The following is a 24314-nucleotide window of genomic DNA, read 5'->3' on the forward strand; positions in this document are numbered from 1 at the left end:
TCCCCAACGGACACACCGGTAAGGAACTATGTGCGGCATTTCTGGAGAACTACGTTTCGATAACCGACCCGCCGACCTGGCTGCGGTCGAACGCATCACCCACCACATGGCCCCGCGCGGGCCGGATGCCTGGGGCTTCCACAGCCAGGGACCGGTCGCCCTCGGCCACCGTCGGCTGAAGATCATGGACCTGTCCGATGGCTCCGCCCAACCCATGGTCGAGCCCGACCTGGGGCTGGCCATCAGCTTCAACGGCGCGATCTACAACTTCCCCGAGCTGCGCGAAGAACTGCAGGCGCTGGGCTACCACTTCCGCTCCAGCGGCGACACCGAGGTGCTGGCCAAGGCCTGGCATGCCTGGGGCAAGGACATGCTGCCGCGCCTCAACGGCATGTTCGCCCTGGCGATCTGGGAGCCCGGCAGCCAGCGTCTGTTCCTCGCCCGCGACCGCCTCGGCATCAAGCCGCTGTACCTGTCCTGCACCGGCGAGCGCCTGCGCTTCGCCTCCAGCCTCCCGGCCCTGCTCAAGGGCGGCGACATCGACGGCAGCCTCGACCCCGAGGCGCTGAACCACTACCTCAGCTTCCACGCCGTGGTGCCGGCGCCGCGTACCCTGGTCAAGGGCATCGAGAAGCTTCCGCCCGCCACCTGGCTGATGGTCGACGCCCAGGGCAACCGCGACCAGGCCACCTGGTGGAGCCTCGCCTACGGCCACGATGCCGACGAAGCCGGGCTGGAACTGGCGGACTGGCGCGACCGCCTGCTGGCGAGCCTGCGCGAGGCCGTTTCCATCCGCCAGCGCGCCGCCCGCGACGTCGGCGTGCTGCTCTCCGGCGGGGTGGATTCCAGCCTGCTGGTGGGTCTGCTGGCCGAAGCCGGCGTGAAGGACCTGCTGACCTTCTCCATCGGCTTCCAGGACGCCGGGGGCGAGCGTGGTGACGAGTTCGAATACTCCGACCTCATCGCCCGCCACTACGGCACCCGCCACCACCAGTTGCGCATCGGCGAGCACGAGATCATCGAGCAGTTGCCGGCGGCCTTCCGCGCCATGAGCGAGCCGATGGTCAGCCACGACTGCATCGCCTTCTACCTGCTTTCCCGCGAGGTGTCCCGGCACTGCAAGGTGGTGCAGAGCGGCCAGGGCGCGGATGAACTGTTCGGCGGCTACCACTGGTACCCACCGCTGGTGGACAGCCGCGACCCGTTCGCCACCTACCGCAACGCCTTCTTCGACCGCAGCCACGCCGAGTACCGCGACACGGTGATGCCCGCCTGGCAGACCGGCGACCTGGCCGGCGAGTTCGTCCGCGAACACTTCGCCCGCTCCGGCGCCGACGACCCAGTGGACAAGGCCCTGCGCCTGGACAGCACCGTGATGCTGGTGGACGACCCGGTGAAGCGGGTCGACAACATGACCATGGCCTGGGGCCTGGAAGCCCGCGTGCCGTTCCTCGACTACCGCGTGGCCGAGCTGTCGGCGCGCATCCCGTCGCGCTTCAAGCTGGGCGACGGCGGCAAGCAGGTGCTCAAGGAGGTGGCCCGCCAGGTCATCCCCCACGCCGTGATCGACCGGCCCAAGGGCTACTTCCCGGTGCCCGGCCTCAAGCACCTGCAGGGCCGCACCCGCGACTGGGTGCGCGAGCTGCTGCTGGAAGGCGGCAACGACCGCGGGCTGTTCAACCGCGCCAGCCTGGAACGGCTGCTGGCCCACCCCGAGGAGGACCTCACCCCGCTGCGCGGCTCGCGCCTGTGGCAACTGGCGGCCCTCAACCTCTGGCTCAACGAACAGGGAATCTGAACGACATGAAAGCCCACACCGGCCAGCCCTACCTGCACAGCCAGCGCCTGATGCGCGGCCAGGCTCCCTCCTACGAGCGCCTGCAGGCACGCCTGGCGGAAGAACACCAGACGCCCCCGGACGACCCGGTGCAGATGCTGCACTGCGGCTGGGGCCGCCTGCTGCTCGGCCACACCTATGCCGACCCGGCCAGCCTGGCCCGCGAGCTGCTGGCCGAAAGCCCCGGCGAGCGCGACATCGCCCTCTACGTCGCCGCGCCCCAGCAGGTGCTGGCCCAGGCGCCGCAGCAGCTGTTCCTCGACCCCTCCGACACCCTGCGCCTGTGGTTCACCGACTACCGCCCGGCACGCCGCGCCTTCCGTGGCTTCCGCATCCGCCGGGCCCACAGCGACGAGGACTGGCAGGCTATCAACCAGCTCTACCGCAGCCGCGGCATGCTGCCCGTGGACCCGACCGCCATCACCCCACGCCACCTGGGCGGTCCGGTCTACTGGCTGGCGGAGGACTCCGCCAGCGGCCAGGTGGTGGGCAGCGTGATGGGGCTCAACCACCGCAAGGCCTTCCACGACCCGGAAGGCGGCTCCAGCCTCTGGTGCCTGGCCGTGGACCCGCAATGCGCCCGCCCCGGCGTGGGCGAAGCGCTGGTGCGCCACCTGGTGGAGCACTTCATGAGCCGGGGCCTCGCCTACCTGGATCTCTCGGTGCTGCACGACAACCGCCAGGCCAAGGCGCTCTACGCCAAGCTCGGCTTCCGTGACCTGCCCACCTTCGCCATCAAGCGCAAGAACGGCATCAACCAGCCGCTGTTCCTCGGCCCCGGCCCGGAGCAGACCCTCAACCCCTACGCCCGCATCATCGTCGACGAGGCCCACCGGCGCGGCATCGAAGTGCGCGTGGACGATGCCGCCGCCGGCCTCTTCACCCTCAGCCAGGGTGGCCGCAGCGTGCGATGCCGCGAGTCGCTGTCGGACCTGACCAGCGCCGTGAGCATGACCCTCTGCCAGGACAAGACCCTCACCCACCGCGCCCTCGCCCGCGCCGGCCTCAACCTCCCCGCCCAGCGCCTGGCCGGCAGCCGCGAGGAGAACGCCGCGTTCCTCGCCGAGCACGGCACCCTGGTGGTCAAGCCGGTGGATGGCGAACAGGGCCAGGGCGTCGCCGTCGGCCTGCGCCGCATCGAGGACGTCGAAGCCGCCGTCGCCGAGGCCCGTCGCTACGACAGCCGCGTGCTGCTGGAAAGCTGCCACGCGGGGATGGACCTGCGCATCGTGGTGATCGGCTTCGAGGTGGTGGCCGCCGCCCTGCGCCGCCCGGCCGAAGTGGTCGGCGACGGCCAGCGCAGCATCCGCGCCCTGATCCAGGCACAGAGCCGCCGACGCCAGGCCGCCACCGGCGGCGAGAGCCGCATCCCGCTGGACGCGGAGACCGAGCGCACCCTGCGCGACGCCGGGCACGGCTACGACGACGTACTGCCCGCCGGCCAGCGCCTGGCCGTGCGCCGCACCGCCAACCTGCACACCGGCGGCACCCTCGAGGACGTCACCGGCGTGCTCCACCCGACCCTGGCCGATGCCGCCCTGCGCGCTGCCCGCGCGCTGGACATCCCCGTGGTAGGGCTGGACCTGCTGGTGCCCGCCGCCGACCAGCCCGACTACGTCTTCATCGAAGCCAACGAACGGGTCGGCCTGGCCAACCACCAGCCGCAACCCACTGCCGAACGCTTCGTCGACCTGCTGTTCCCGCTCAGCCGCCAACCGGGCACCCCCTGATCGTGCCGGGCGCCGGCCCCCACCGGCGCCCCGGCCCGCATGCCCCACAGAGGAGCCACCATGAGCCAGACCCTTCCCGATCCCGACCTCGCCTACCTGCAGAAGGTGCTGCTGGAGATGCTCGCCATCCCCAGCCCCACCGGCTTCACCGACACCATCGTGCGCTACGTCGCCGAACGCCTGGATGAGCTGGGCATCCCCTTCGAACTGACCCGCCGGGGCACCATCCGCGCCACCCTCGCCGGCCGCCAGAACAGCCCCGACCGCGCCGTGGCCGCGCACCTGGACACCATCGGCGCCATCGTCCGCCAGGTGAAGGACAACGGCCGCCTGGCCCTCGCCCCGGTGGGCTGCTGGTCCAGCCGCTTCGCCGAGGGCAGCCGGGTCAGCGTATTCACTGAAACCGGGGTGATCCGCGGCAGCGTGCTGCCGCTGCTGGCCTCCGGCCACGCCTTCAACACCGAAGTGGACAGCATGCCCATCAGCTGGGACCACGTGGAACTGCGCCTGGACGCCTACAGCTCGACCCGCGCCGACTGCGAGTCCCTGGGCGTGTCCATCGGCGATTTCGTCGCCTTCGACCCGCTGCCGGAGTTCACCGAGAGCGGCCACATCAGCGCCCGCCACCTGGACGACAAGGCCGGCGTCGCCGCCCTGCTCACCGCCCTCAAGGGGATCCGCGAGGCGCGGCTGGTGCCGCCCATCGACTGCCACCCGCTGTTCACCATCACCGAGGAGATCGGCTCCGGGTCCGCCGGTGCCCTGCCCTGGGACGTCAGCGAATTCGTCGGCATCGACATCGCCCCCGTCGCGCCCGGCCAGCACTCCAGCGAACACGCCGTCAGCGTCGCCATGCAGGACTCCTCCGGCCCCTACGACTACCACCTCTCCCGGCACCTGCTGAAGCTGGCCGAGCAGAACGCCGTGGCAGTTCGTCGCGACCTGTTCCGCTACTACCACAGCGACGCCCAGTCGGCGATCGCCGCCGGCCACGACACCCGCGCCGCTCTCCTGGCCTTCGGCTGCGACGCCACCCACGGCTACGAGCGCACCCACATCGACAGCCTGGAGGCCATGGCCCGCCTGCTCGGCGCCTACCTCATAAGCCCGCCGGTGTTCGCCAGCGACGCCAACACCGCGCAGCACTCCCTGGAGCCGTTCAGCCACCAGCTGGAGCACAGTGCGCAGATGGAGAACGACACCCGCGTACCGACGGTCGGCAGCCTCCTCGGCAAGGGCGAAAACGACGCTTGAAGGCCATCGCGCATACGGGCAAAGTGCCAGGCCACGGGCGATAACAACTACGAGGTCAACGGATGCCTCGCCTCTGTCTGGCGCTTCTGCTCCTGTGCGTCATCGGACCGGTCTGGGCGCTGCAGGGCGCCCCCCTCGACCGTGATGAACTACGCCTGTCCCTGAGCCCCTTCGCCGCCTATGTCGAGGACCCCGACGGCAGCCTCGGCGCCGAGCGGGTGCGCCAGCTGCCCGACGAGGCCTTCACCCCCGTCCACGGCGAGCACGCCAACCTGGGCAAGAACGCCTCGGTGTGGTGGTTCAAGGTCCGCCTGGTCAACAGCCGCCCCCACCCGGTGGCCGGCTACCTGGAAGTCAACTACCCGCTGCTGGACCACATCCGCCTCTACGCCTACGGCCCCGACGGCCGCGTCAGCGAGCAGGAAACCGGCGACAGCTTCGCCTTCGCCCAGCGCCCGGTGCAGGTGCGCAACTTCTGGTTCCCCCTGGAGGTGCAGCCGGGGGTCAGTACCGTGCTGCTGCGGGTGGAGAGCACCAGCACGCTATTCCTGCCGCTGTTCTTCAGCACCTACGGCGCCAGCGCCGCCGCCCAGGAGAACTTCATGGGGTTCAACGGCGCCTTCTACGGCGTGCTGTTCGCCATGTTCTTCTACAACCTGTTCCTCTACCTCTCGCTGCGCGAGTCCGCCTACCTCTGGTACCTGGCCTACAACCTCAACGTCGGCCTGCTCGCCGCCTGCTTCGACGGCATGCTGTTCAAGCTGCTGCCCGAACACGTCGCGCTGCAGTCGGTGAGCATCTACATCCTCATGTACCTGCACTGCCTCACGGCCGTGCAGTTCAGCCGCCACTTCCTCCACGCACGCGCCTACTTCCCGCGCCTGGACAACTGCCTGCGCGGCGCCATGCTGCTCACCCTGCTGGCCTTCGCCTCCGCCCCGCTGGTGGGCCTGCCGACCTGGAACATCCTCGCCAGCCTCACCGTCTCGGCGGTGTCCCTGCTGCTGCTGGCCACCGGCGTCTACGTCTGGCGGCGCGGCGTGCGCTACGGCTCCTACTACACCCTGGCCTGGGGGATCATGCTGTTCGCCTTCATCCAGGCCACCACCGGTTCCCTGGGCGTGGAGGTGCTGGGCATCTTCGGCGCCACCGCGGTGAAGATCGGCGTCACCATCGAGCTGATCACCCTCTCCATCGGCCTCGCCGACCGCATCAACACCCTCAAGGAAGAAGGCTACCGCTCGCGCCAGGCCGCCGAGCAGGCCCACGTCGAGAGCCGCGCCAAGAGCCGCTTCCTGGCCAAGATGAGCCACGAGATCCGCACCCCGCTCAACGGCGTGCTGGGCATGTTGCACCTGCTGAAGGAAACCTCGCTGGACCGCACCCAGCGCTTCTACGTCGACACCATCTCCAGCTCGGGGACCGCGCTCATGGCCGTGATCAACGACATCCTCGACTACGCCCGCATCGAGTCCGGCAAGCTGACCCTGGAGCACATCGAGTTCGACCTGGAGCAACTGGTCTCCGACGCCCTCAGCCTGTTCACCGCCCAGGCCCTGGACAAGCGCCTGCGCCTCTACGTCAGCCTGGAGAACGGCGTGCCCCGGCGGGTCCAGGGCGACCCCACGCGGCTCAAGCAGATCCTCATGAACCTGCTGAGCAACGCCCTCAAGTTCACCGCCGAAGGCCACGTCGCCCTCAACGTCAGCCGCCGCAACAACAGCCTGGGCGAACCGCGCCTGGTGTTCGCCATCAGCGACAGCGGCATCGGCATCCGCACCGAATCCCTCTCCCACCTGTTCGACTCCTTCGCCCAGGGTGACTCCAGCACCACCCGCCGCTACGGCGGCAGCGGCCTGGGCCTGGCCATCAGCAAGGAACTGGTGGAGATGATGGGCGGCCGCATCGAAGTGCAGAGCACCCCCGGCCAGGGCACCCGGTTCTCCTTCGACCTGCCCCTGCAGGCCGTGGAGGAAACCGACGAGCTGCCGGCCCTGCTGAACGGCCGCACCGCCCTGCTCACCTCCCTCGACGGCCTCGGCCTGGACACCCTCGGCCGCCTGCTGGGCCGCTGGGGCATGCGCACCGAGCGCTGCCAGGACCCGGAGCGCCTGCGGGACTACCTGGAAGACTTCGCCGTGCCGCCGCTGCTGGTGCTCATGGCCCCCTGGCCAGGCAGCGTCACCCATTGGCTCGACAGCCTGCGACCCAGCCTCGCCAAGGGCCAGCGCGTGCTGCTGCTGTGCCCGCCCGAACAGTGCCAGAACCTGCCCCCCAGCGAGGGCCTGCACCTGCTGGCCATGGCCCAGCCGCTGGCGGTGCTGCCGCTGCGCCAGGCCCTGCTCGACCTGTACCGCGAACAACCGGCCATGCCTGCGCCCGCACCGGCACCTCAGCACCCCGAGGCGGACCGCGCGCCCTGCGTGATGGTGGCCGAGGACAACCCGGTGAACCAGCTGGTGGTCCAGGGCTTCCTCAAGCGCCAGGGCTACCGGGTGCGCACCGTGGCCAACGGCGTGGCCGCCGTGGCCGAGTACGAGCGCGACCCGCAGGGCATCTCGCTGATCCTGATGGACTGCGAAATGCCGGAGATGGACGGCTTCGAGGCCACCCGCCGCATCCGCGTGCTGGAGCGCAACCGCCACCTGGCCCCGGTGCCCATCGTCGCCCTCACCGCGCACATCTTCGACGAACACCGCGAAGCCGGTGCCGCCGCCGGCATGGACGACTTCCTCGGCAAGCCCCTCGATGCCCACCAGCTCTACACCACCCTGGACCGCCACCTGGCGCGCCAGCGCGTGGAAGACGAGAGCTGAACGGCCACAGGTGCTACGATCGCGCCCCCGCTCCACGAGACCCGCCCATGCTCATCCCCCACCACCTGCTGGAACCCGAGACCCTGACCCGGCTGATCGAGGACTTCGTCACCCGCGACGGCACCGACAACGGCGACGAGACCCCGCTCGACACCCGCGTCGCCCGCGTGCGCAAGGCCCTGGAGAAGAAGCAGGCGGTCATCCTCTTCGACCCCGACAGCCAGCAATGCCAGCTGATGCTGCGCAGCGAAGTGCCCAGGGAACTGCTGGTGGAAGACGAGGACGAGTGATGCGCCGGCTCAACCACCTCTCCCCGGGCTGAAGCCGATCACGGGCGTGCGGCCAGGAGCCCCCGTAGCCTGGGCTTCAGCCCAGGGCCGCACCGATGCCCCCGGCGAAGTGCCAAGCCAGTTATCGAGTTTTGCGGGTGTTTTCTGTTTCGCCTTCCCAGGCGAGTCCCTTTTCCAATCGCTGGATCGCCAGCCCGGTGAAAAGGAACCAAAAAACTTGCCCCTGCATCCGAACTAGGCGTCCCCGCCCGACTACGTCGGGTCCCCTCGCTACATCGCCGTTCCAGGGGCCCGCGCTGACGGGCCATCCATGGCCCGGCAGCGCTCTCGCGACATCCATGTCGCTCAACCCCTTCCACGACGATTCCACTCGGCCTCCTGAAGGGGCACTGGCCCCGCCCCGCCATTCGGAGTCAGGCAACAGTGCAGCGTGCGCTCACAAATTGCTTACCTTTCCGTCTCGGTCGCAGCCCTCGTAGCCTGGGCTTCAAGCCCAGGGCCACGCCGGCATTCCCGGTGAAATGTCCAAGTGATGCTCCGGTTCCCGCCCTCCCCGGGCTGAAGCCCGGGCTACGGCCGACCACGCCCGCGTCACTGGGCGAATGAATTCGCCCCTACGGGTTTGCGCCATTGGCCGGGTGCACGATCACCGTGGCGGTGATGCCGGCGGCGAGGAGCACGCCCTCGGGCACCTTGTCGATGTGGATGCGCACCGGCACCCGCTGGGCCAGGCGCACCCAGTTGAAGGTAGGGTTCACGTCGGCCACCAGCTCGCGGCTCTGGGGGTTGTCGCGGTCGTAGATGGCGCGGGCGATGCTCTGCACGTGGCCTTCCAGGCGCTCGCCGCTCATCAGCTGCAGCTCCGCCGGGTCGCCCACGGCGATGTGCGGCAGCTTGGTTTCCTCGAAGTAGCCGTAGACCCAGTAGGACGTCTCGTCCACCACCGCCAGCTTGGCCTCGCCGATGCGCGCGTAGTCGCCGGCGTGCACGGTCAGGTTGGTCACGTAGCCGTCCACCGGCGCGCGCACGTCGGTACGGGCCAGGTTCAGCCGGGCCGCCTCCAGGTTGGCCTGGGCCTGCTGGTAGTCCGCCTCGGCGGCCAGCGCGGTGTTGCTGGCGTCGTCCAGGCTCTCGCGGGAGACCACCTGCTCGTCCATCGCCGCGCGGCGGTGGGCGCTGAGCCGGCGCATGTCCAGCACCGCCTTGCGGGCGTTCACCTGGGCTTCGGCCTGCTTCACTGCCAGGCGGTAGTGCTCGGGGTCGATGCGCATCAGCAGGTCGCCCTTCTTCACCCGCTGGTTGTCGGCCACCGGCACCTCCACCACCACGCCGGACACATCCGCCGCGACGTTGATGATGTCGGCGCGCACGCGGCCGTCGCGGGTCCAGGGGCTGTCCATGTAGTTCACCCAGAGGGTGCGGCCGATGAACACGGCCAGGAGCAGGACGAGAAGGGTCGCCAGCAGGCTGAAGACGGATTTGAGGGTCATGGTGGGCTCGATCAACGGTAGACGAACAACGAAAGCCCGCCGAACAGGCAGGCGAACAGGCTCACCCGGAACAGCACCGGGTGCCAGGCAAAGCGGTACAGGCCGGCGGCGGCCAGCACCCGGTCCAGGGCCCAGCAGGCCAGCGCGGTGGCGATGAACAGCAAGGTCAGGGTCGGCATGTAGACGCCGTGGAAGGCGATCTCGCGGGGCAGGCTGTCAGGCAGCATGGGCAGGCGCTCCGGCAGGGGCGGACCCGCGCAGGGGCGACTGCGGGTCCAGCAGGGAGGTACGGATGAAGTGCAGGTAGCTGAGCACGCGGCGCAGGCGGGACTGCTCGAAGTCGGCGCCGCCGGGCTCCTCGGTGGCGCGCACGGCGTCGATGGCCTGTTCCACCGCCAGCCGGGCCCGCTCCAGGTTGCCCGCCCCCGGTTTCATGAACAGCCGCGCCAGGGCCCGGCCCATGGCCCGCACGGCCTGGCGCCAGGGCTGGTCCTCGGCGTAGCACGGCGCTGCCGGCAGCAACGCCTGCTCGCGGCGCAGCTCCAGCACCGCGTGGCCCACCTCCAGCACCTGGAAGGTCCAGCGCAGCAGGCCGCGCTGCACCTCGGGCCGCCCGCTGGCGACGCCGTAGGCCTGGTTGAGCAGGTCCCGCGTGCCGCTGTCGAACGCCGCCGGCAGCAGCTCGCCGCGCTCGCTGGTGGCCAGCACCACGCGCTGGCGCAGGTCGCGCTCCAGGCGCCGCCAGAGCCAGGCACTGGTGGGCGGCAGGATCACTGCCGTGACCACCGCCGCCAGGGCCTGGGCGAGGATCAGCGCCAGGTACTCGTTGAGCATGCGCCCCGGGTCGTAGACCGTGAGGTTGGCCGGGATCGCGCCGAAGCTGAAGAACACCAGCAGCCCCAGGCCGTAGCCCGCCCACTGTGGGCGCACCGAAAGGAAGGCGCCGAAGGCGAACACCGGCGCCACCGCCAGGGCCAGCAGCGGGAAGCCGTCCAGGTGCGGCAGCACGAAGAAGGTCACGGTGAAGCCGAGGATGGCCGCCAGCACCGTGCCCATGGCCATCTGCATCGCCATCCGCGCCGGGTTGGGCGCCGCCGAGACCAGTGCCGCCACGGCAGCGGCGTTGAGCACGAAGCTGCTGCCGCTGGGCCAGGCGGTCTCGATCCAGAACAGGCCGAACACCAGCACCATCAGCGCGGTGCGCGCCCCGGCCACCAGCGCCGCCAGGGAGCTGGCCTTGGCGGCGAAGGACGGCTTCCAGTTCTCCCGCTCGTGGCGGTGGGACGCCAGGGACGCATGGGTGCGGGTGTAGCCCTGCAGCTCATCGGCGAAGCGGTAGAGCAGTTCGGCGGCGGTGTCGAAGTCCAGCCGCTGGGCCTCGTCGGCACCGGCGGCGAGCAGCCGGGCGCGGGCATCGCGGATGCGCTGCTTGAGCTGCTGGCGGCGGTCTTCCAGGCGCTCGGCCAGGGCCAGGGCGTCCTGGTCGGTGAGCGGGCGCTCGCGCCAGGGCCCGAGCACCTCGCGCACGCCGGCCAGGCAGGGCTCCAGGGCCTGCAGCACCGTGCCGTCGCCCTGGGCCCGCAGCCGTGCGAGCAGCTGGTGCAGGGCGTGGTAGCGGGTGGTCAGGGCCATGAACTCGCTGTTCAGGCGTGACAGTCGGCCGCTGCGCAGGCGCATGTGCGGGTCCTCGAAGCCGGTGGCGCTGCGCAGCGCCTCCAGCCCCACCGCCTGGCTGGCGAAGGCCACGTTGGACGCCTCGAAGCGCTGGCGGTCGCCGCCGTCCAGGTGCTCCAGGACGAATGCGGCGAAGGCGCCGAAGCGCTGGTAGAGGGCGTTGCGCATGGCCGCGCTGGAGGTCTGCGGGAGGATCAGCGCGCTCACCAGGCTGGCGCAGCCGATGCCCAGGGCGATCTCCAGGATGCGCCACAGCGCCTGCATGAATGCCGCCTCAGGGTGGGTGGTGGCGGGCAGGCCGATGAGGGTGGCGGTGTAGCCGGCCAGCACGCAGGCGTAGGAGCGGAAGTCGCGGTAGCGGGTGGCGCCCACGGTGCACAGGCCGATCCACAGCGAGGACACCAGCAGGAACAGCACCCGCTCCTGGGCGAACAGCGCGATCAACGCCACCATCACCGTCAGCCCCACCAGGCTGCCGAGGATGCGGTAGAAGCCCTTCGCCAACACCTGGCCGCTCTGCGGCTGCATGACGATGAATACCGTGATGGTCGCCGTGCTCGGCTGCGGCAGCTCCAGGCGCATGGCCAGCCACAGGGTGACCAGCGCCGCCAGCAGCACCTTGCCGATGTAGACCCAGGTGACGCCGTCGCTGCGCGCCCACTCGAAGAAGGCCCGGCGCCAGGCCTCGGCATCCGGCAGGCGCAGGCCGCCGTGGGAGGCGGCCATCAGCGTGCCTCCGGGATGCGCAGCGGCACCCGCTCGGGCAGCAGGTGGGCGTCGTCCGGCGCCTGGTCCGGCTCGCCCAGGCCGCCGCCGAGGGCGATCACCAGGCCGGCGTGGGCTGCCAGGCGACCGGCGTGGACCTGCTGCGCCACCTCCTGCTGCTGGAACAGGCGGGTCTGGGCGTTGAGCACGTTGAGGTAGTCGGTCAGCCCACCCTGGTAGGCCTGGGTGGCCAGTTCGTAGGTGTGCTGCGCGGCGGCCACCGAGTCATCGGCCAGCTGCTGCTGGCGGGCCAGGCTGCGCACGCGGATCAGTTGGTCGGACACGTCCCGCAGGGCCTGCACCAGGGTGCCGTTGTAGCGCGCCACGGCCGCGTCGTAGGACGCCGAGGCTTCGCCCAGCAGGGCCCGGCGCCGGCCACCGTCGAAGATCGGCAAGGACAGCGCCGGGCCGATACCGTAGTTGAATTTCTGCCCCCGGAGGAACTCCAGCATGCCGCCGCCCACGGCGTTGTAGCCGACGCTCGCCACCAGGTCGACGTTGGGGTAGAAGTCGGCCTCCGCCGCGTCCACCCCGCGGGCTTCGGCAGCCACCTGCCAGCGGCTGGCCACCAGGTCCGGGCGGTGCCCCAGCAGCTCCACCGGCAGGCGCGCCGGCAGGCCCGGCTGGGCCGCCAGGGACAGGCTCGGGCGGCGCAGCTCGGCCGCCGCACCCGGGCCCTTGCCGGCCAGGGCGGCCAGCTGGTTGCGGCTGAGGGCGATGGCCTCCTCCACCGCTTCCAGGCGGCGGCGGGTCTCCGGCAGCGGCACCTCGGCCTGGCTCACCTCGAACTGGGTGCCGAGGCCCCCTCTCAGTCGCCGCCGGGCCAGGTCGAGAATGGCCTGCTGCTGGTCCAGCAGCGCCTGGGCGATGTCCCGCTCGGCGTACTGCAGGGACAGCTGCACGTAGGCGCGCACCACGTTGCCCTCCAGCTCCAGCTGAGCCATGCGCGCCTGGGCGGCGCTCATGCGGGCGAGGTCCTGGTAGTGCTCGGCGATGCTGGACTCGCGCCCCCAGAAGTCGAAGGCGTAGCTCAGCCCCAGAGCGGCATCGTTGTTCCAGGTGGTGGTGCGGGCCAGCTCGCCGGGGCCGTAGAAATAGTCCGTGGGCCAGCGGTGGCGGCTGAGGGACGCCTTGGCGTCGACCTGGGGCGACTCCACCGCCTCGGCGGCGCCGGCCAGGGAGGCGGCCATGCGCACCCGCGCGCGGGCCTCGGCCAGGCTCGGGCTGCCGGCCAGGGCCTGGTCGATCCAGGCGTCCAGCTGCGGGTCGCCGAAGGCCTGCCACCAGCGCTGCCGGGGCCAGCCGGCATCCTGCCCGGCCTGGGCGATGGCGGCATCCAGCTGCAGGTGGTCGGGGGCCAGGCGTTGTTCGGAGGGGGCGATGCCCTGGGTGGAAAGGCAACCGGCCATTGTTGAAAAAATGACAACGGCGCTGGCGGACCTCAGTCCTCTGGCGAGACGACGCGGCACGGTGGGGTGTCCTGGGATGGTGTGGCTGGATTGGAGCGGAGAGCAGGCACCGACGGGTGCCCGGTGGAGCAGATTCTAGGGATCGGCCCGCACCGGCATAAGCGGGGCATTCGGTGAATGACTATTACCGGATCAGTAACAATCCGCCGGCCCGGCCGCGTGATAATGGCGCCCCCAGCCCTCACCCCGAGCCGCCCCATGGACACCCTGCAGACCATGCGCGCCTTCAGCTGCGTCGCCGACACCGGCAGCTTCACCGCCGCCGCCCAGCAGCTGGGCACCACCACCGCCAACATTTCCCGCGCCGTGGCCCACCTGGAAGGCCACCTGAAGGCGCGCCTGCTCAACCGCACCACCCGGCGCATCGCCCTGACCGAAGCCGGCCAGCGCTACCTGCTGCGCTGCCAGCAGATCCTCGCCTACGTGGAAGAAGCCGAAGCGGAGGCCGGCGACGCCCATGCGCGCCCGGCCGGGCGGCTGCGGGTGCATTCCATGACCGGCATCGGCCAGCACTACGTGATCCGCGCCATGGCCGGCTACCGCCAGCAGTACCCCGACGTGAGCTTCGACCTGACCCTGGCCAACCGGGTGCCGGACCTGCTGGACGAAGGGCTGGACGTGGCCATCGTGGTCGCCACCGAGCTGCCCGACTCGGGGCTGGTGTCCCAGCGCATCGGCGCCACCTACAGCATCCTCTGCGCCTCCCCCGGCTACATCGCCGAGCGTGGCGCCCCACGCACCCCGGCGGACCTGTCCCAGCACGAGTGCCTGCTGCTGATCAGCCCGGTGATGCCCTTCGACCGCTGGCACTTCGTCGGCCCCGACGGCGAACAGATGATCACCCTCGGCAACCCCAGCTTCCAGGTGAACGTGGGCGATGCCATGACCGAGGCCATCCGCTCCGGCATGGGCATCGGCGTCCTGCCGCTGTACTCGGCCATGGACGGGCTGCGCGACGGCTCCCTGGTGCCGGTGCTGCCCCACTACCGCCTGCAGTGCCTGAACATCTACGCGCTCTACCCCTCGCGCCAGTACCTGGACGCGAAGATCAAGACCTGGGTGACCTACCTGCGCGAGACCCTGCCCGACGCGCTGCAGGCCGACGAGGTGGAACTGGCCGGGATTCGCGCCCGCGCCGGTTGAGCGGCGCGGGCGACGGCTCAGGCGCCCGCCTTCTCCAGCACCAGGTCCGGCGCGGCGGCGGGCTTGAGCAGGGCGTAGAGCACGGCGGTCAGCAGGCTGCCGGCGACGATGGCCAGCAGGTACGGCAGCACGTGGTTGATGGCGTTGGGGATGAGCAGCACGAACAGCCCGCCGTGGGGTGCCATCAGCTTGCAGCCGAAGTACATGGACAGCGCCCCGGTGAGCGCACCGCCGGCGATGCTGGCCGGGATGACCCGCAGCGGGTCCTTGGCCGCGAAGGGAATCGCCCCCTCGGAGATGAAGCACAGCCCCAGCACCAGCGCCGCCTTGCCCGCCTCCCGCTCGCTCTGGGCGAACTTGCGCCGCGCCAGCAGGCAGGCCAGGCCCAGGCCGATGGGCGGCACCATGCCGGCAGCCATGGTGGCGGCCATCGGTGCGTAGCTCTGGGAGGCCAGCAGGCCCACCGAGAAGGCGTAGGCCGCCTTGTTGATCGGCCCGCCCAGGTCCACGCACATCATCCCGCCCAGCAGCACGCCGAGGAGGATGGCGTTGGTGGCGCCCATGCCGTCGAGGAAGCGGGTCAGCGCGGCGAGCATGCCGGCCACCGGCGTGCCCACCACGTAGATCATCACCAGCCCGGTCACCAGGCTCGCCAGCAGCGGGATGATCAGGATCGGCTTCAGCGCCTCCAGGCTCTGCGGCAGGTGCAGCCAGCGGTTGATGGCGCGGGCGCAATAGCCGGCGATGAAGCCGGCGACGATGCCGCCGATGAAGCCCGCCCCCAGGGTGCCGGCCAGCAGCCCGCCGATCATCCCCGGTGCCAGGCCCGGCCGGTCGGCGATGGAATAGGCGATGTAGCCGGCCAGCAGCGGCACCATCAGCTTGAAAGCGGTGTCGCCGCCGATCTGCATCAGCGCGGCGGCCAGGGTGCCCTGCTCCTTGAAGGCTTCGATGCCGAAGACGAAGGACAGGGCGATCAGCAGGCCCCCCGCCACCACCATCGGCAGCATGAAGGACACGCCGGTGAGCAGGTGTTTGTACAGGCCCTTGGCCTCGCCGCCCTTCTCCGCCGCACGCGGTGCGGGGCCGGAGGAGGCCTCCGCCTGCAGCTCGCGGGCCTCGGCCAGGGCGCGCTCCAGGGTCGCCTCGGCCTGCTTGAGGGCCACGCCGGTGCCGCAGCGGTAGACCCGCTTGCCGGCGAAGCGCGCCAGGTCCACCTCGATGTCGGTGGCCAGCAGCACCACGTCGGCACGGGCGATGGCGTCCGCCGGCAGCGGATCACGGGCGCCCACCGACCCCTGGGTTTCCACCAGCAGGTCGTAGCCCAGGCGCTGGGCGGCCTGCTTGAGGGCCTCGGCAGCCATGAAGGTGTGCGCCACCCCGGTCGGGCAGGCGGTCACCGCCACCAGGCGCGGGCGCTGGACGCGGGCACCGACCTCGGAGGGCTCGCGCAGGGCCGCGCGGGCCTCGGCGCGGCGCAGGAAATGCTCGGGCGCCTGCAGCGCCTCCACCGGGCTGGAGAGGAACACCCGCTTGCCGCTGAAGCGCGACAGGTCCACCTCGCCGGTGGCCACCACCAGCACCCAGTCGGCCGCGGCCAGGTCGGTGGCGGACAGCGGCGCCCCGCCGGGCATCTCCACGCAGGTGCTCCAGCCCAGGCGGCGGGCGGCGGCGTCCAGCAGGCGGGCGCTGATCAGGCTGGTGACGGCCCCGTTGGGGCACGCCGTGACTAGGGCGAGTTTCATCGGGAGACCTCGTGCTGTGCGGGGGCATCGACCAGGGTGACGGCGCCTTCCAGCGCGGCCAGCTGGGCCCGGTCGTGAATGCCGAAACCGATCTGGGTGACGGCCTGGGCGGCAATGGCGGTGGCGTGGCGCAGGGTCTGCAGCGGCGACCAGCCGCTGAGCAGGCCGTGCAGCATGCCGGCCAGCAGCGAATCCCCGGCGCCGACGGTGCTCGCCACCTGCACCCTGGGCGGGCGGGCCGCCAGCACCCCGCCCGGGTTGAACCAGCGCACCCCGTCGGCGCCCAGGGACAGCACCAGGTGCTCGATGCCCATCGCGTGCAGGCGCTGGGCCTCCAGGGCCTGGGCGGCGGCGTCATCCAGGGGGTGGCCGCAGGCGTCCGCCAGCTCCTCCTGGTTGGGTTTCACCAGCCAGGGCGCGGAGTCGAGCCCGGCACGCAGTGCCGCGCCGCTGGTGTCCAGCGCCACCCGGGCACCGAGCCCGCGCAGGCGCTGCAGCAACGTCCGCAGCCAGTCCGGGTCCACGCCCCGGGGCAGGCTGCCGGCCACCACCACCAGGTCGTGGCCCGGCACCAGGCTATCCAGCCGCTCCAGCAGCGCAGCCCTGGCGGCCGCGTCGACCTCGGGGCCGGGGCCGTTGATGTCGGTGATGCGGCCGTCGTCCTCGGCCAGCTTCAGGTTGCTGCGGGTCTCCCCGTCGACACGGACGAAGGCATCGTGGAAGCCGCGCCGGGCGAACAGCGCCTCGAACGGCTGGGCATTGTCGGCACCGAGGAAGCCGGCCACCGACAGGCTGTGGCCGAGGTCGGCCAGCACCTGGGCCACGTTGAGGCCCTTGCCGGCGGCATGGGCCACCAGGGCATCGCCCCGGTTCACTGCGCCCGGCACCAGCTGGCGCAGGCGCAGGGTGAGGTCCAGCGCGGGGTTGAGGGTCAGGGTGAGGATGCGTGCCATCAGAATCGCTCCGCCAGTTCGCGCACGGCTTCGGCGCTTTCGGCCTGCAGGGCCACGGCGGCCAGCTCCTGGGCGGCCGCCTGGCTCATGGCGCGGATGCGCGCCTTGATTTCCGCAATGCTGCGCGCGGACACGCTCAGCTCGTCCACCCCCAGCCCCACCAGCAGCGGCACCGCCAGCGGATCGGAGGCCAGTTCGCCACACACGCCGACCCACTTGCCGTGGGCATGGGCGGCGCGCACGGTCATGTCGATCAGCTGCAGCACCGCCGGGTGCAGGCCGTCGGCCTGGGCGGACAGGGTCGGGTGGCCACGGTCGATGGCCAGGGCGTACTGGGTCAGGTCGTTGGTGCCGATGCTGAAGAAGTCCACCTCGCGGGCCAGTACCGGCGCCAGCAGGGCGGCGGACGGCACTTCCACCATGATCCCCAGCTGCACGTCGGCATGGGGCAGCTCGCCCAGCAGCTCACGGGCCATGTCCCGCGCCTGGCGCCACTCGCCGACGCTGCCGACCATGGGGAACATGATGCGCAGCGGTCGGCCCTCGGCGGCCTGCAGCAGCGCGCGCAGCTGGGTGCGCATCACCTGCGGGCGCTGCAGGGTCAGGCGCACGCCGCGCAGACCGAGGAAGGGGTTCTCCTCGGTGGGGATGGGCCAATAGGGCAACGGCTTGTCGCCGCCCACGTCGAGGGTCCGCGCCACCAGCGGGCGCCCGTCCAGAGCGTCGAACACGCGGCGGTAGTCGGCCTCCTGGGTGGCCAGGTCGGGGGCCTGGGCGTGGGCCATGAAGATGAACTCGGTGCGTAGCAGGCCGATGCCCTCGGCCCCCTGGGCCACGGCCGCCGCGGCGCCCTGGGCGTCACCCAGGTTGGCGCAGACCTCCACTGCATGGCCGTCGCGGGTCACCGCCGGCTCCAGCTTGTGGGCCTCGGCCTCGCGCAGCAGGCGCTCGCGTTCGCTGCGCTCCTGGCGGGCACGCTCCAGCAGCGCTGCCTCGGGTTCCACCACCAGGCGCCCTCGCCCGCCGTCCAGCAGCAGCATGGCGCCCGGCGCCAGGGCCAGGACCCGCGCGCCCGCGCCCACCAGCGCCGGGATGCCCAGCGCCCGCGCGACGATGGCGCTGTGGGAGGTGGCGCCACCCCGGGCGGTGAGGATGCCGGCGACCCGCTCGCGGTCCAGGCGGGCCACGTCCGAGGGGGCCATTTCGTCCAGCACCAGCACGTAGGGCTCGCGGGGCTCGGGCACCTCCTCCACGCCGCACAACTGGGCCAGCACGCGCCGGCCGACGTCGCGCAGGTCGGCGGCACGCTCGGCCAGCAAGGCATCCTGCAGGGCTTCCTGCTGCCGGGCCGCCTCGCCGATGACCGCATTCCAGGCGGCAGCGGCACTCTCGCCACGGGCCAGGCGCGCGTCCACGTCCTCCACCAGGGAGGGGTCGGCGAGCATTTCCAGATGGGTGACGAAAATCTCGCGGATGGCCTTGACCTCGCTGCGCGTCACCAGCGCCTCGATCTCGCCCCGTACATGGGCCAGGACCTGCTCCAGGCGCTGGCGCTCCTGCGCCGGGGACTCGCCCCGGGCCGGGTAGTCGAAGGCCCGCGCCACGCGGACATGGGCCGGGCCGATGGCGATGCCGGGGGACGCCGACACGGCCGCCAGCACCTCGCCGGGCTGCGGTGCGGTGGGCTCGGCAACGGGCGCCTCAGGCGCTTCCGAGGGTGCCTCGGGTCGCGCTGCGTCCAGCGGCTCCACGGTTTCGCCGAGGCCGGCCAGGATGGCGTCGCGCAGGGCCGGCAGGGCCTCGTCGGCGATCGCCGGTTCGGCCAACAGCTCCAGCACCTGCCCACGGCGCACGCCCAGCGCCAGCAGTTTGCTCAGGCTGCGGGCGCTGACGGCAGGCTGGCCGCTGTCGGCGACACGGATGCGGATCTCCCCGGCAAAGACCTTGGCCGCCTGGGCCAGCTCCTTGGCGGGGCGGGCATGCAGGCCGTGGGCGTTGGCCAGGGGCACGCGCAGGCTCGGCCAGTCGGCGATGGAGTCACCGCCGAGGGTTTCCAGCAGCGCACGGCTGGAGACGGCGTGCACGATCTCGCCGCCGCGCCCTTCCACCAGCAGGCTGCACAGGCGCTCCAACAGCGCCTGGTGGGCATCCCCCAGGCTCGCCAGGCAGAACAGGCCGGCCAGGGGCTGGCCCTGGTACTGCAAGGCCGCCGCCGGGGCGACGAAGGCCAGGCCAGGCCGCTCCACGGCCTGGTCGGTGTCCAGCCACCAGAGGCCGTCGCCCAGGGGCAGCGGCTCGCGCTGCAGCAGGGCCGCCGCAAAGCCCTTGTCGACGCACCCGGCGCGGCGCAGCAGGCGGGCGCCTTGCAGGGCCAGCTCGTCGAGGTCTTCGGCCTCGCTGCCGAGGGCGATCAACTGGTCGTCCAGCGCTAGGTCACGGGGGGCGCCCTGGAGCAGTTGGAGGATCGCCTCGGGGCTCTCGGCCGCGCGCAGGGCCTCGCCCAGCTCGCCTTCGCCGAGGGCACGGGTCAGCAGTTGCAGCAGGCGCAGGTGCTCGTCGGACTTGGCGGCGATGCCGATGGCCAGGTACACGCGCTGGCCATCGGCCCACTCCACGCCGCCGGGGAAATGCAGCAGGCGCACGCCGGTGGCGTGCACCAGGTGGCGGGTCTCGGGGGTGCCGTGGGGAATCGCGATGCCCTGGCCGAGGCAGGTGGAGCCCTGCGCTTCGCGGGCCTCCAGCGCGGCCAGGTAGCCGTCGGCGGCCAGGCCGTCCGCCACCAGCCGCTGCGCCACCTGGCGCAGGGCGTCGGCCTTGTCCGTCGCGGCCAGGCCCATGGACACCTGTCCGGGGGTCAGTTCGAGCATGCGTGCCTCCAAACGGGCCTCGGGGCCCTCTTGTCGTTGTGCCATCTGCATCAGCTTAGGTGCTGCCTTCCGTCACGCCGGGCAGGTGCGTGCGGTCCGTGACCACGCCAGGCAGGACGTGGAAACATCTGGACAAGGGCCTTGCTGAATCGTTTCACTAAGCGTGGGCGGCACGGTAACCGATATCCTTCGCCGCTTGAAGTGCCCGGCGGACGAAATGTGCATCCGCCCGCCGCGCCCCAGTGAGGACCCCGAACGTGAAACTCAGCGACATCGCCCGCCTGGCCGGCGTCTCCCTCACCACCGCCAGCTACGTGGTCAACGGCAAGGCCGAGCAGAAGCGCATCTCCCCCGCCACGGTGGCGCGGGTGCAGGCGGTGGTGGAGGCCCACGGCTTCCGCCCCGACCCCCAGGCCGCCGGCTTGCGCCGGGGGCAGACGCGCACCCTGGGGTTCATCCTTCCGGACCTGGAGAACCCCAGCTATGCGCGCCTGGCCAAGCTGCTGGAGCAGCGGGCGCGTGCCCAGGGCTACCAGGTGCTGATCGCCAGCTCGGACGACGACCCGGCCAGCGAGCGCCAGTTGCTGGAGCTGTTCGCCGCCCGTCGCTGCGACGCGCTGGTGGTCGCCAGTTGCCTGCCGCCCGAGGACCCGACCCTGGCCGACCTGCTGGCCGAAGGGCTGCCGGTGATCGGCGTCGACCGGGTGCTGGACCCGACGCGCTTCGGCTCGGTGGTCAGCGACGACCGCCCGGCCAGCCAGCAGCTCACCCACAGCCTGCTGGCGCCCGGCCTGCGCCAGGTGGCGCTGCTGGGCGCGCGCCCGGAGCTGAACATCAGCCGCGAACGGGAGGCGGGCTTCCGCCTGGCGCTGGAGGGGTTCGCGGGTGAGGTGCGGGTGATGCAGGGCGCGCAGTTCAGCCGCGAATGCGGGCGCCAGATGATGGAGTCCCTGCTGGACGAACAGGCCCACCTGCCGGACGCCCTGGTGACCACCGCCTATGTCCTGCTGGCCGGGGTGCTGGACGTGCTGCGCGAACGCGGCGCCTGGCCCCGGGCGTTGCGTGTCGGCACCTTCGGCGACACCCAGTTGCTGGACTTCCTCCCCCTGCCGGTGAATGCCATGCGCCAGCAGCACGAACTGATCGCCGATGCCGTCCTGGCCCAGGCCCTGCAAGCCATCGCCGGGGACTATCAGCCCGGCGTCACAGCCGTCCCACGGCAACTGCACGTGCGGCGTAACGGCTGACAGGTCGCCCGGACTTCAGTCCGGGGAATGCCGCAACCTCTGCTCCCTGGGCTGAAGCCCAGGCTACGGGTGCCGGCTAGCGGCTGCAGGTTTACAAACGCTGGGTAGCCCGGACTTCAGTCCGGGGCATGCCCCAAACTCCGCTCCCTGGGCTGAAGCCCAGGCTACGGGTGCCGGTAAACGACTGCGGGTTCGAGCACCGGGTAGACCGGACTTCAGTCCGGGGAATGCCCGACCTCCGTGCCCTGGGCTGAAGCCAGGCTACGGACGGTCAGGGTTCTTCGAGGAAGAGGGTGACGCGGACGTGGAAGCGGTCGATGCGGGTCCAGTCCTTTTCCAGGGTTTCGCCGGAGCCCATGCCGATCTCGTAGCCGTAGGGCCGGCCGGCGGGATGGGGGGCGTAGACGGACGGGGCCTCCCAGCCGCAGCAGACGAAGCGCAGCGGCTGCATGCCGAAGCGCTGTTCCAGCCGGGCTTCGAGCGCTCGGGCGTCGCGCCCGGGGATGCTGTACTCGGCCACCCGCTGGCGCAGCTGGCCGCCCTCCTCCAGGCGGCAGCCGTCGAACTGCAACCCGGGCGTGCTGACGCCGAGTGCCGCCAGGTAGTCGCCGCACCCCGGCTCCTCGCCCCAGGCCAGCAGTGGCAGCAGCGCCACTGCCAGCAGCACGACGCGACGCATCAGAAGATGTAGTCCGTGCTGATGAAGCTGGATTCGCGGTTGCCGAGGATGCGGCTGACCAGCGCCTTGTTGTCCGCGTTGAAGCGGGTCGCCACCAGGGTGCGGATAGAGAAGGTGCGCAGGGCGTCATGCACCGACAGGGTGCCTTCGGCGGAGTTCTTGCGGCCGTTGAAGGGGAAGCTGTCCGGGCCGCGCTGGCACTGGGCGTTGATGTTGATGCGCCCCACCTGGTTGGCGAAGGTGTCCACCAGCCGCCCCACTTCGGCGGGGTCATTGCCGAAGATCGACAGCTGCTGGCCGTAGTCGGAATCCAGCACGTAGTCGATCACCGTCTGCAGGTCGCGGTAGGGCACCACCGGCACCAGCGGGCCGAACTGCTCCTCGTGGTAGACCCGCATGGCCGGGGTCACCGGGCACAGCAGCGCGGGGTAGAAGAAGCTCTGGTGACGCCGGCCGCCGCCCTCGTTGACCACCTGCGCGCCCTGCTCCAGGGCATCGCGCAGCAGGCCGTCGAGGTAGTCCACCTTGCCCGGTTCCGGCAGCGGGGTCAGGGCCACGCCGTCGTCCCAGGGCATGCCGGGGCGCAGGCGTGCCAGGCGCGCGCTGAACCGGGTGAGGAAAGGTTCCAGCACGTCCTCGTGGACGAAGAGGATCTTCAGTGCGGTGCAGCGCTGGCCATTGAACGAGAGCGCGCCGGTGACGGCCTCTTCCACGGCGTTGTCCAGGTCCACCTGGGGCAGCACGATGCCGGGGTTCTTCGCGTCCAGCCCGAGGGCGGCGCGCAGGCGGTGCGGGCGCGGGTGCAGCTTCTTCAGGTCGGCGGCGCCGGAGTGGGTGCCGATGAAGGCGAACACGTCCACCTTGCCGCTGGCCATGATGGCGCTGACGGTCTCGCGGCCCTTGCCGTAGATGATGTTGATGACGCCAGGCGGGAAGCTGTCGCGGAACGCCTCCAGCAGCGGGCGCATCAGCAGCACGCCGAACTTGGCCGGCTTGAAGACCACGGTGTTGCCCATGATCAGCGCCGGGATCAGCGTGGTGAAGGTTTCGTTCAGCGGGTAGTTGTACGGCCCCATGCACAGCGCCACGCCCAGGGGAACGCGGCGGATCTGCCCGAGGGTGCCCTGCACCAGCTCGAAGCGGCTGGAGCGGCGGTCCAGCTCCTTGAGCGCCTCGATGGTGTCGACGATGTAGTCGCAGGTGCGGTCGAACTCCTTCTCGGAGTCCTTGAGGTTCTTGCCGATCTCCCACATCAGCAGTTTCACCACCGCCTGGCGCTGCTCGCGCATGCGCGCCAGGAAGCACTCCACGTGGGCGATGCGCTCGGCCACCCGCAGGGTCGGCCAGGCGCCCTGCCCCTTGTCGTAGGCACGCACGGCGGCGTCCAGCGCCTGCAGGGCGGCCTCGGCATCCAGCAGCGGGGTACTGCCGAGCACCACCTGCTCCTCGCCCTGCGGGCCCTTGAGGTAGACCGGGCTGCGCACCGGGGCCAGGGGGCCGGCCCAGTGGCGCAGTTCGCCATCCACCAGGTAGTCGCGTTGCTCGACGGGCTCGCCCAGGCGCCAGGCCTCGGGAATCTGGTCGGCGTGGGGGAACAGGGTCTCGGCGGTGAACAGGGACATGGCGCGCTCCGGGTAGGGGTTCAGGCCAGCAGGGCCAGGGCTTCGGCGGTGGTGCGGGTGATGCGGTCCCAGTCGCCGGCACGCTGCCAGGCGCTGTCCAGCATCCAGCTGCCGCCCACGCACATGACGTTGGGTTGGGCCATGTACTGGACCAGGTTGTCCGGCCGCACGCCGCCGGTGGGGCAGAAACGCACCGCCGGGAACGGGCCGCCGAAGGCCTTGAGCGCGGCGACGCCGCCACAGATCTCCGCCGGGAACAGCTTGAAGCGCCGGTAGCCACGGGCGTGGCCGAGCATGATCTCGGAGGCGCTGCCCACGCCCGGCAACAGCGGCAGCGGGCTGTGCAACGCGGCATCGAGCAGTTCGGCGGTGCAGCCGGGGCTGACGATGAACTGGGCACCAGCGGCCTCGGCCTCGGCCAGCATCGCTTCGTCCAGCACGGTGCCGGCGCCCACCAGCAGGTCCGGGCGCTGCGCCCGCAGCAGGCGGATGGCGCCCAGGCCATGGGCCGAGCGCAGGGTCACTTCCAGCACCTTGAGGCCACCGGCGGCCAGGGCGTCGGCCAGCGGCAAGATGTGGGCTTCGTCTTCGATGGTGATGACCGGCAGGATGCGCGCCTCGGCGCAGAGCCGGTCGATCATCTCCACCTTCTCGGCCATGCTCGGCACGCGGCGAACGGCGGTTCGCGGCTTGTGGATGGTGGTCATGGCATTACTCCCGTTGCGTGAGCCCT

General features: G+C 71.2%; 17 protein-coding genes. 7 read left to right on the top strand and 10 right to left on the bottom strand.

What is annotated here, in order from left to right:
* The first annotated feature begins 28 nt into the window (after positions 1 to 28).
* The 5 genes from FBY21_RS07345 (at position 29) to FBY21_RS07365 (ending at position 7927) form a co-directional block, all read left to right on the top strand.
* Positions 29 to 1798 (top strand): N-acetylglutaminylglutamine amidotransferase, encoded by a 1770-nt coding sequence (locus tag FBY21_RS07345; protein ID WP_142009884.1) that lies wholly within the window; start codon positions 29 to 31, stop codon positions 1796 to 1798.
* Positions 1799 to 1803: 5 nt separating this feature from the next.
* Positions 1804 to 3567, top strand: a complete 1764-nt coding sequence (ngg, locus tag FBY21_RS07350; RefSeq protein ID WP_142009887.1) for an N-acetylglutaminylglutamine synthetase — start codon at positions 1804 to 1806, stop codon at positions 3565 to 3567.
* A 60-nt stretch (positions 3568 to 3627) separates the two neighbouring features.
* A complete protein-coding gene (locus FBY21_RS07355; protein ID WP_142009889.1) occupies positions 3628 to 4821 on the top strand; it encodes an osmoprotectant NAGGN system M42 family peptidase in 1194 nt (397 codons plus the stop codon).
* 62 nt (positions 4822 to 4883) lie between these two features.
* Entirely contained in the window at positions 4884 to 7637 is a 2754-nt protein-coding gene (locus tag FBY21_RS07360) for a hybrid sensor histidine kinase/response regulator (protein WP_142009891.1), read from the top strand.
* Between the two features lie 47 nt (positions 7638 to 7684).
* Positions 7685 to 7927 (top strand): YheU family protein, encoded by a 243-nt coding sequence (locus FBY21_RS07365; protein ID WP_044406564.1) that lies wholly within the window; start codon positions 7685 to 7687, stop codon positions 7925 to 7927.
* Between the two features lie 614 nt (positions 7928 to 8541).
* On the opposite strand, the gene FBY21_RS07370 is transcribed toward FBY21_RS07365, so the two are convergent.
* From FBY21_RS07370 to FBY21_RS07385, 4 genes are read right to left on the bottom strand one after another with little or no spacing between them, the layout of a single operon-like run.
* A complete protein-coding gene (locus tag FBY21_RS07370; RefSeq protein WP_142009894.1) occupies positions 8542 to 9417 on the bottom strand; it encodes an HlyD family secretion protein in 876 nt (291 codons plus the stop codon).
* A gap of 11 nt (positions 9418 to 9428) precedes the next feature.
* Positions 9429 to 9629 carry a DUF1656 domain-containing protein gene (locus FBY21_RS07375; protein WP_044406645.1) on the bottom strand — a complete coding sequence of 67 codons (201 nt, stop codon included), beginning with the start codon at positions 9627 to 9629 and terminating at the stop codon, positions 9429 to 9431.
* A 4-nt stretch (positions 9630 to 9633) separates the two neighbouring features.
* Entirely contained in the window at positions 9634 to 11817 is a 2184-nt protein-coding gene (locus FBY21_RS07380; protein WP_142009896.1) for an FUSC family protein, read from the bottom strand.
* Positions 11817 to 13265 carry an efflux transporter outer membrane subunit gene (locus tag FBY21_RS07385; RefSeq protein WP_142009898.1) on the bottom strand — a complete coding sequence of 483 codons (1449 nt, stop codon included), beginning with the start codon at positions 13263 to 13265 and terminating at the stop codon, positions 11817 to 11819. Before FBY21_RS07385 ends, FBY21_RS07380 begins: the two co-directional genes overlap by 1 nt.
* A 258-nt stretch (positions 13266 to 13523) precedes the next feature.
* Between FBY21_RS07385 and FBY21_RS07390 the strand changes: the two genes are divergently transcribed.
* A complete protein-coding gene (locus FBY21_RS07390; RefSeq protein ID WP_142009902.1) occupies positions 13524 to 14468 on the top strand; it encodes a LysR family transcriptional regulator in 945 nt (314 codons plus the stop codon).
* A 17-nt stretch (positions 14469 to 14485) separates the two neighbouring features.
* Here the strand turns inward: FBY21_RS07390 and FBY21_RS07395 are convergent, their stop codons facing one another.
* Genes FBY21_RS07395 through ptsP form a run of 3 tightly spaced genes read right to left on the bottom strand, consistent with a single transcriptional unit; the run spans position 14486 to position 20033 of the window.
* Positions 14486 to 16213 carry a fructose-specific PTS transporter subunit EIIC gene (locus FBY21_RS07395; RefSeq protein ID WP_074972696.1) on the bottom strand — a complete coding sequence of 576 codons (1728 nt, stop codon included), beginning with the start codon at positions 16211 to 16213 and terminating at the stop codon, positions 14486 to 14488.
* Positions 16210 to 17166 carry a 1-phosphofructokinase gene (pfkB, locus tag FBY21_RS07400; RefSeq protein ID WP_142009904.1) on the bottom strand — a complete coding sequence of 319 codons (957 nt, stop codon included), beginning with the start codon at positions 17164 to 17166 and terminating at the stop codon, positions 16210 to 16212. Before pfkB ends, FBY21_RS07395 begins: the two co-directional genes overlap by 4 nt.
* Complete coding sequence (ptsP, locus tag FBY21_RS07405; protein ID WP_142009907.1) at positions 17166 to 20033, bottom strand: phosphoenolpyruvate--protein phosphotransferase; 2868 nt, start codon at positions 20031 to 20033, stop codon at positions 17166 to 17168. The genes pfkB and ptsP overlap by 1 nt, the downstream gene beginning before the upstream one ends.
* A 257-nt stretch (positions 20034 to 20290) precedes the next feature.
* On the opposite strand from ptsP, the gene cra reads away from it, so the two are divergent.
* Positions 20291 to 21280, top strand: coding sequence for a catabolite repressor/activator (cra, locus tag FBY21_RS07410; RefSeq protein ID WP_142009909.1), 990 nt, complete (start codon positions 20291 to 20293; stop codon positions 21278 to 21280).
* A 271-nt stretch (positions 21281 to 21551) separates the two neighbouring features.
* Here the strand turns inward: cra and FBY21_RS07415 are convergent, their stop codons facing one another.
* Genes FBY21_RS07415 through FBY21_RS07425 form a run of 3 tightly spaced genes read right to left on the bottom strand, consistent with a single transcriptional unit; the run spans position 21552 to position 24240 of the window.
* Positions 21552 to 21959: a DUF4952 domain-containing protein gene (locus FBY21_RS07415; protein ID WP_142009911.1), complete on the bottom strand. Its 408-nt coding sequence runs from the start codon at positions 21957 to 21959 to the stop codon at positions 21552 to 21554.
* On the bottom strand, positions 21959 to 23581 hold the full coding sequence (locus FBY21_RS07420) for an NADP-dependent glyceraldehyde-3-phosphate dehydrogenase (protein ID WP_142009913.1): 1623 nt from the start codon (positions 23579 to 23581) through the stop codon (positions 21959 to 21961). The genes FBY21_RS07415 and FBY21_RS07420 overlap by 1 nt, the downstream gene beginning before the upstream one ends.
* A gap of 20 nt (positions 23582 to 23601) precedes the next feature.
* On the bottom strand, positions 23602 to 24240 hold the full coding sequence (locus tag FBY21_RS07425; RefSeq protein WP_142016325.1) for a bifunctional 4-hydroxy-2-oxoglutarate aldolase/2-dehydro-3-deoxy-phosphogluconate aldolase: 639 nt from the start codon (positions 24238 to 24240) through the stop codon (positions 23602 to 23604).
* Positions 24241 to 24314 lie beyond the last annotated feature (74 nt).

The sequence above is a fragment of the Pseudomonas sp. SLBN-26 genome, from assembly GCF_006715895.1.
GTDB classification, from domain to species: Bacteria; Pseudomonadota; Gammaproteobacteria; order Pseudomonadales; family Pseudomonadaceae; genus Metapseudomonas; species Metapseudomonas otitidis.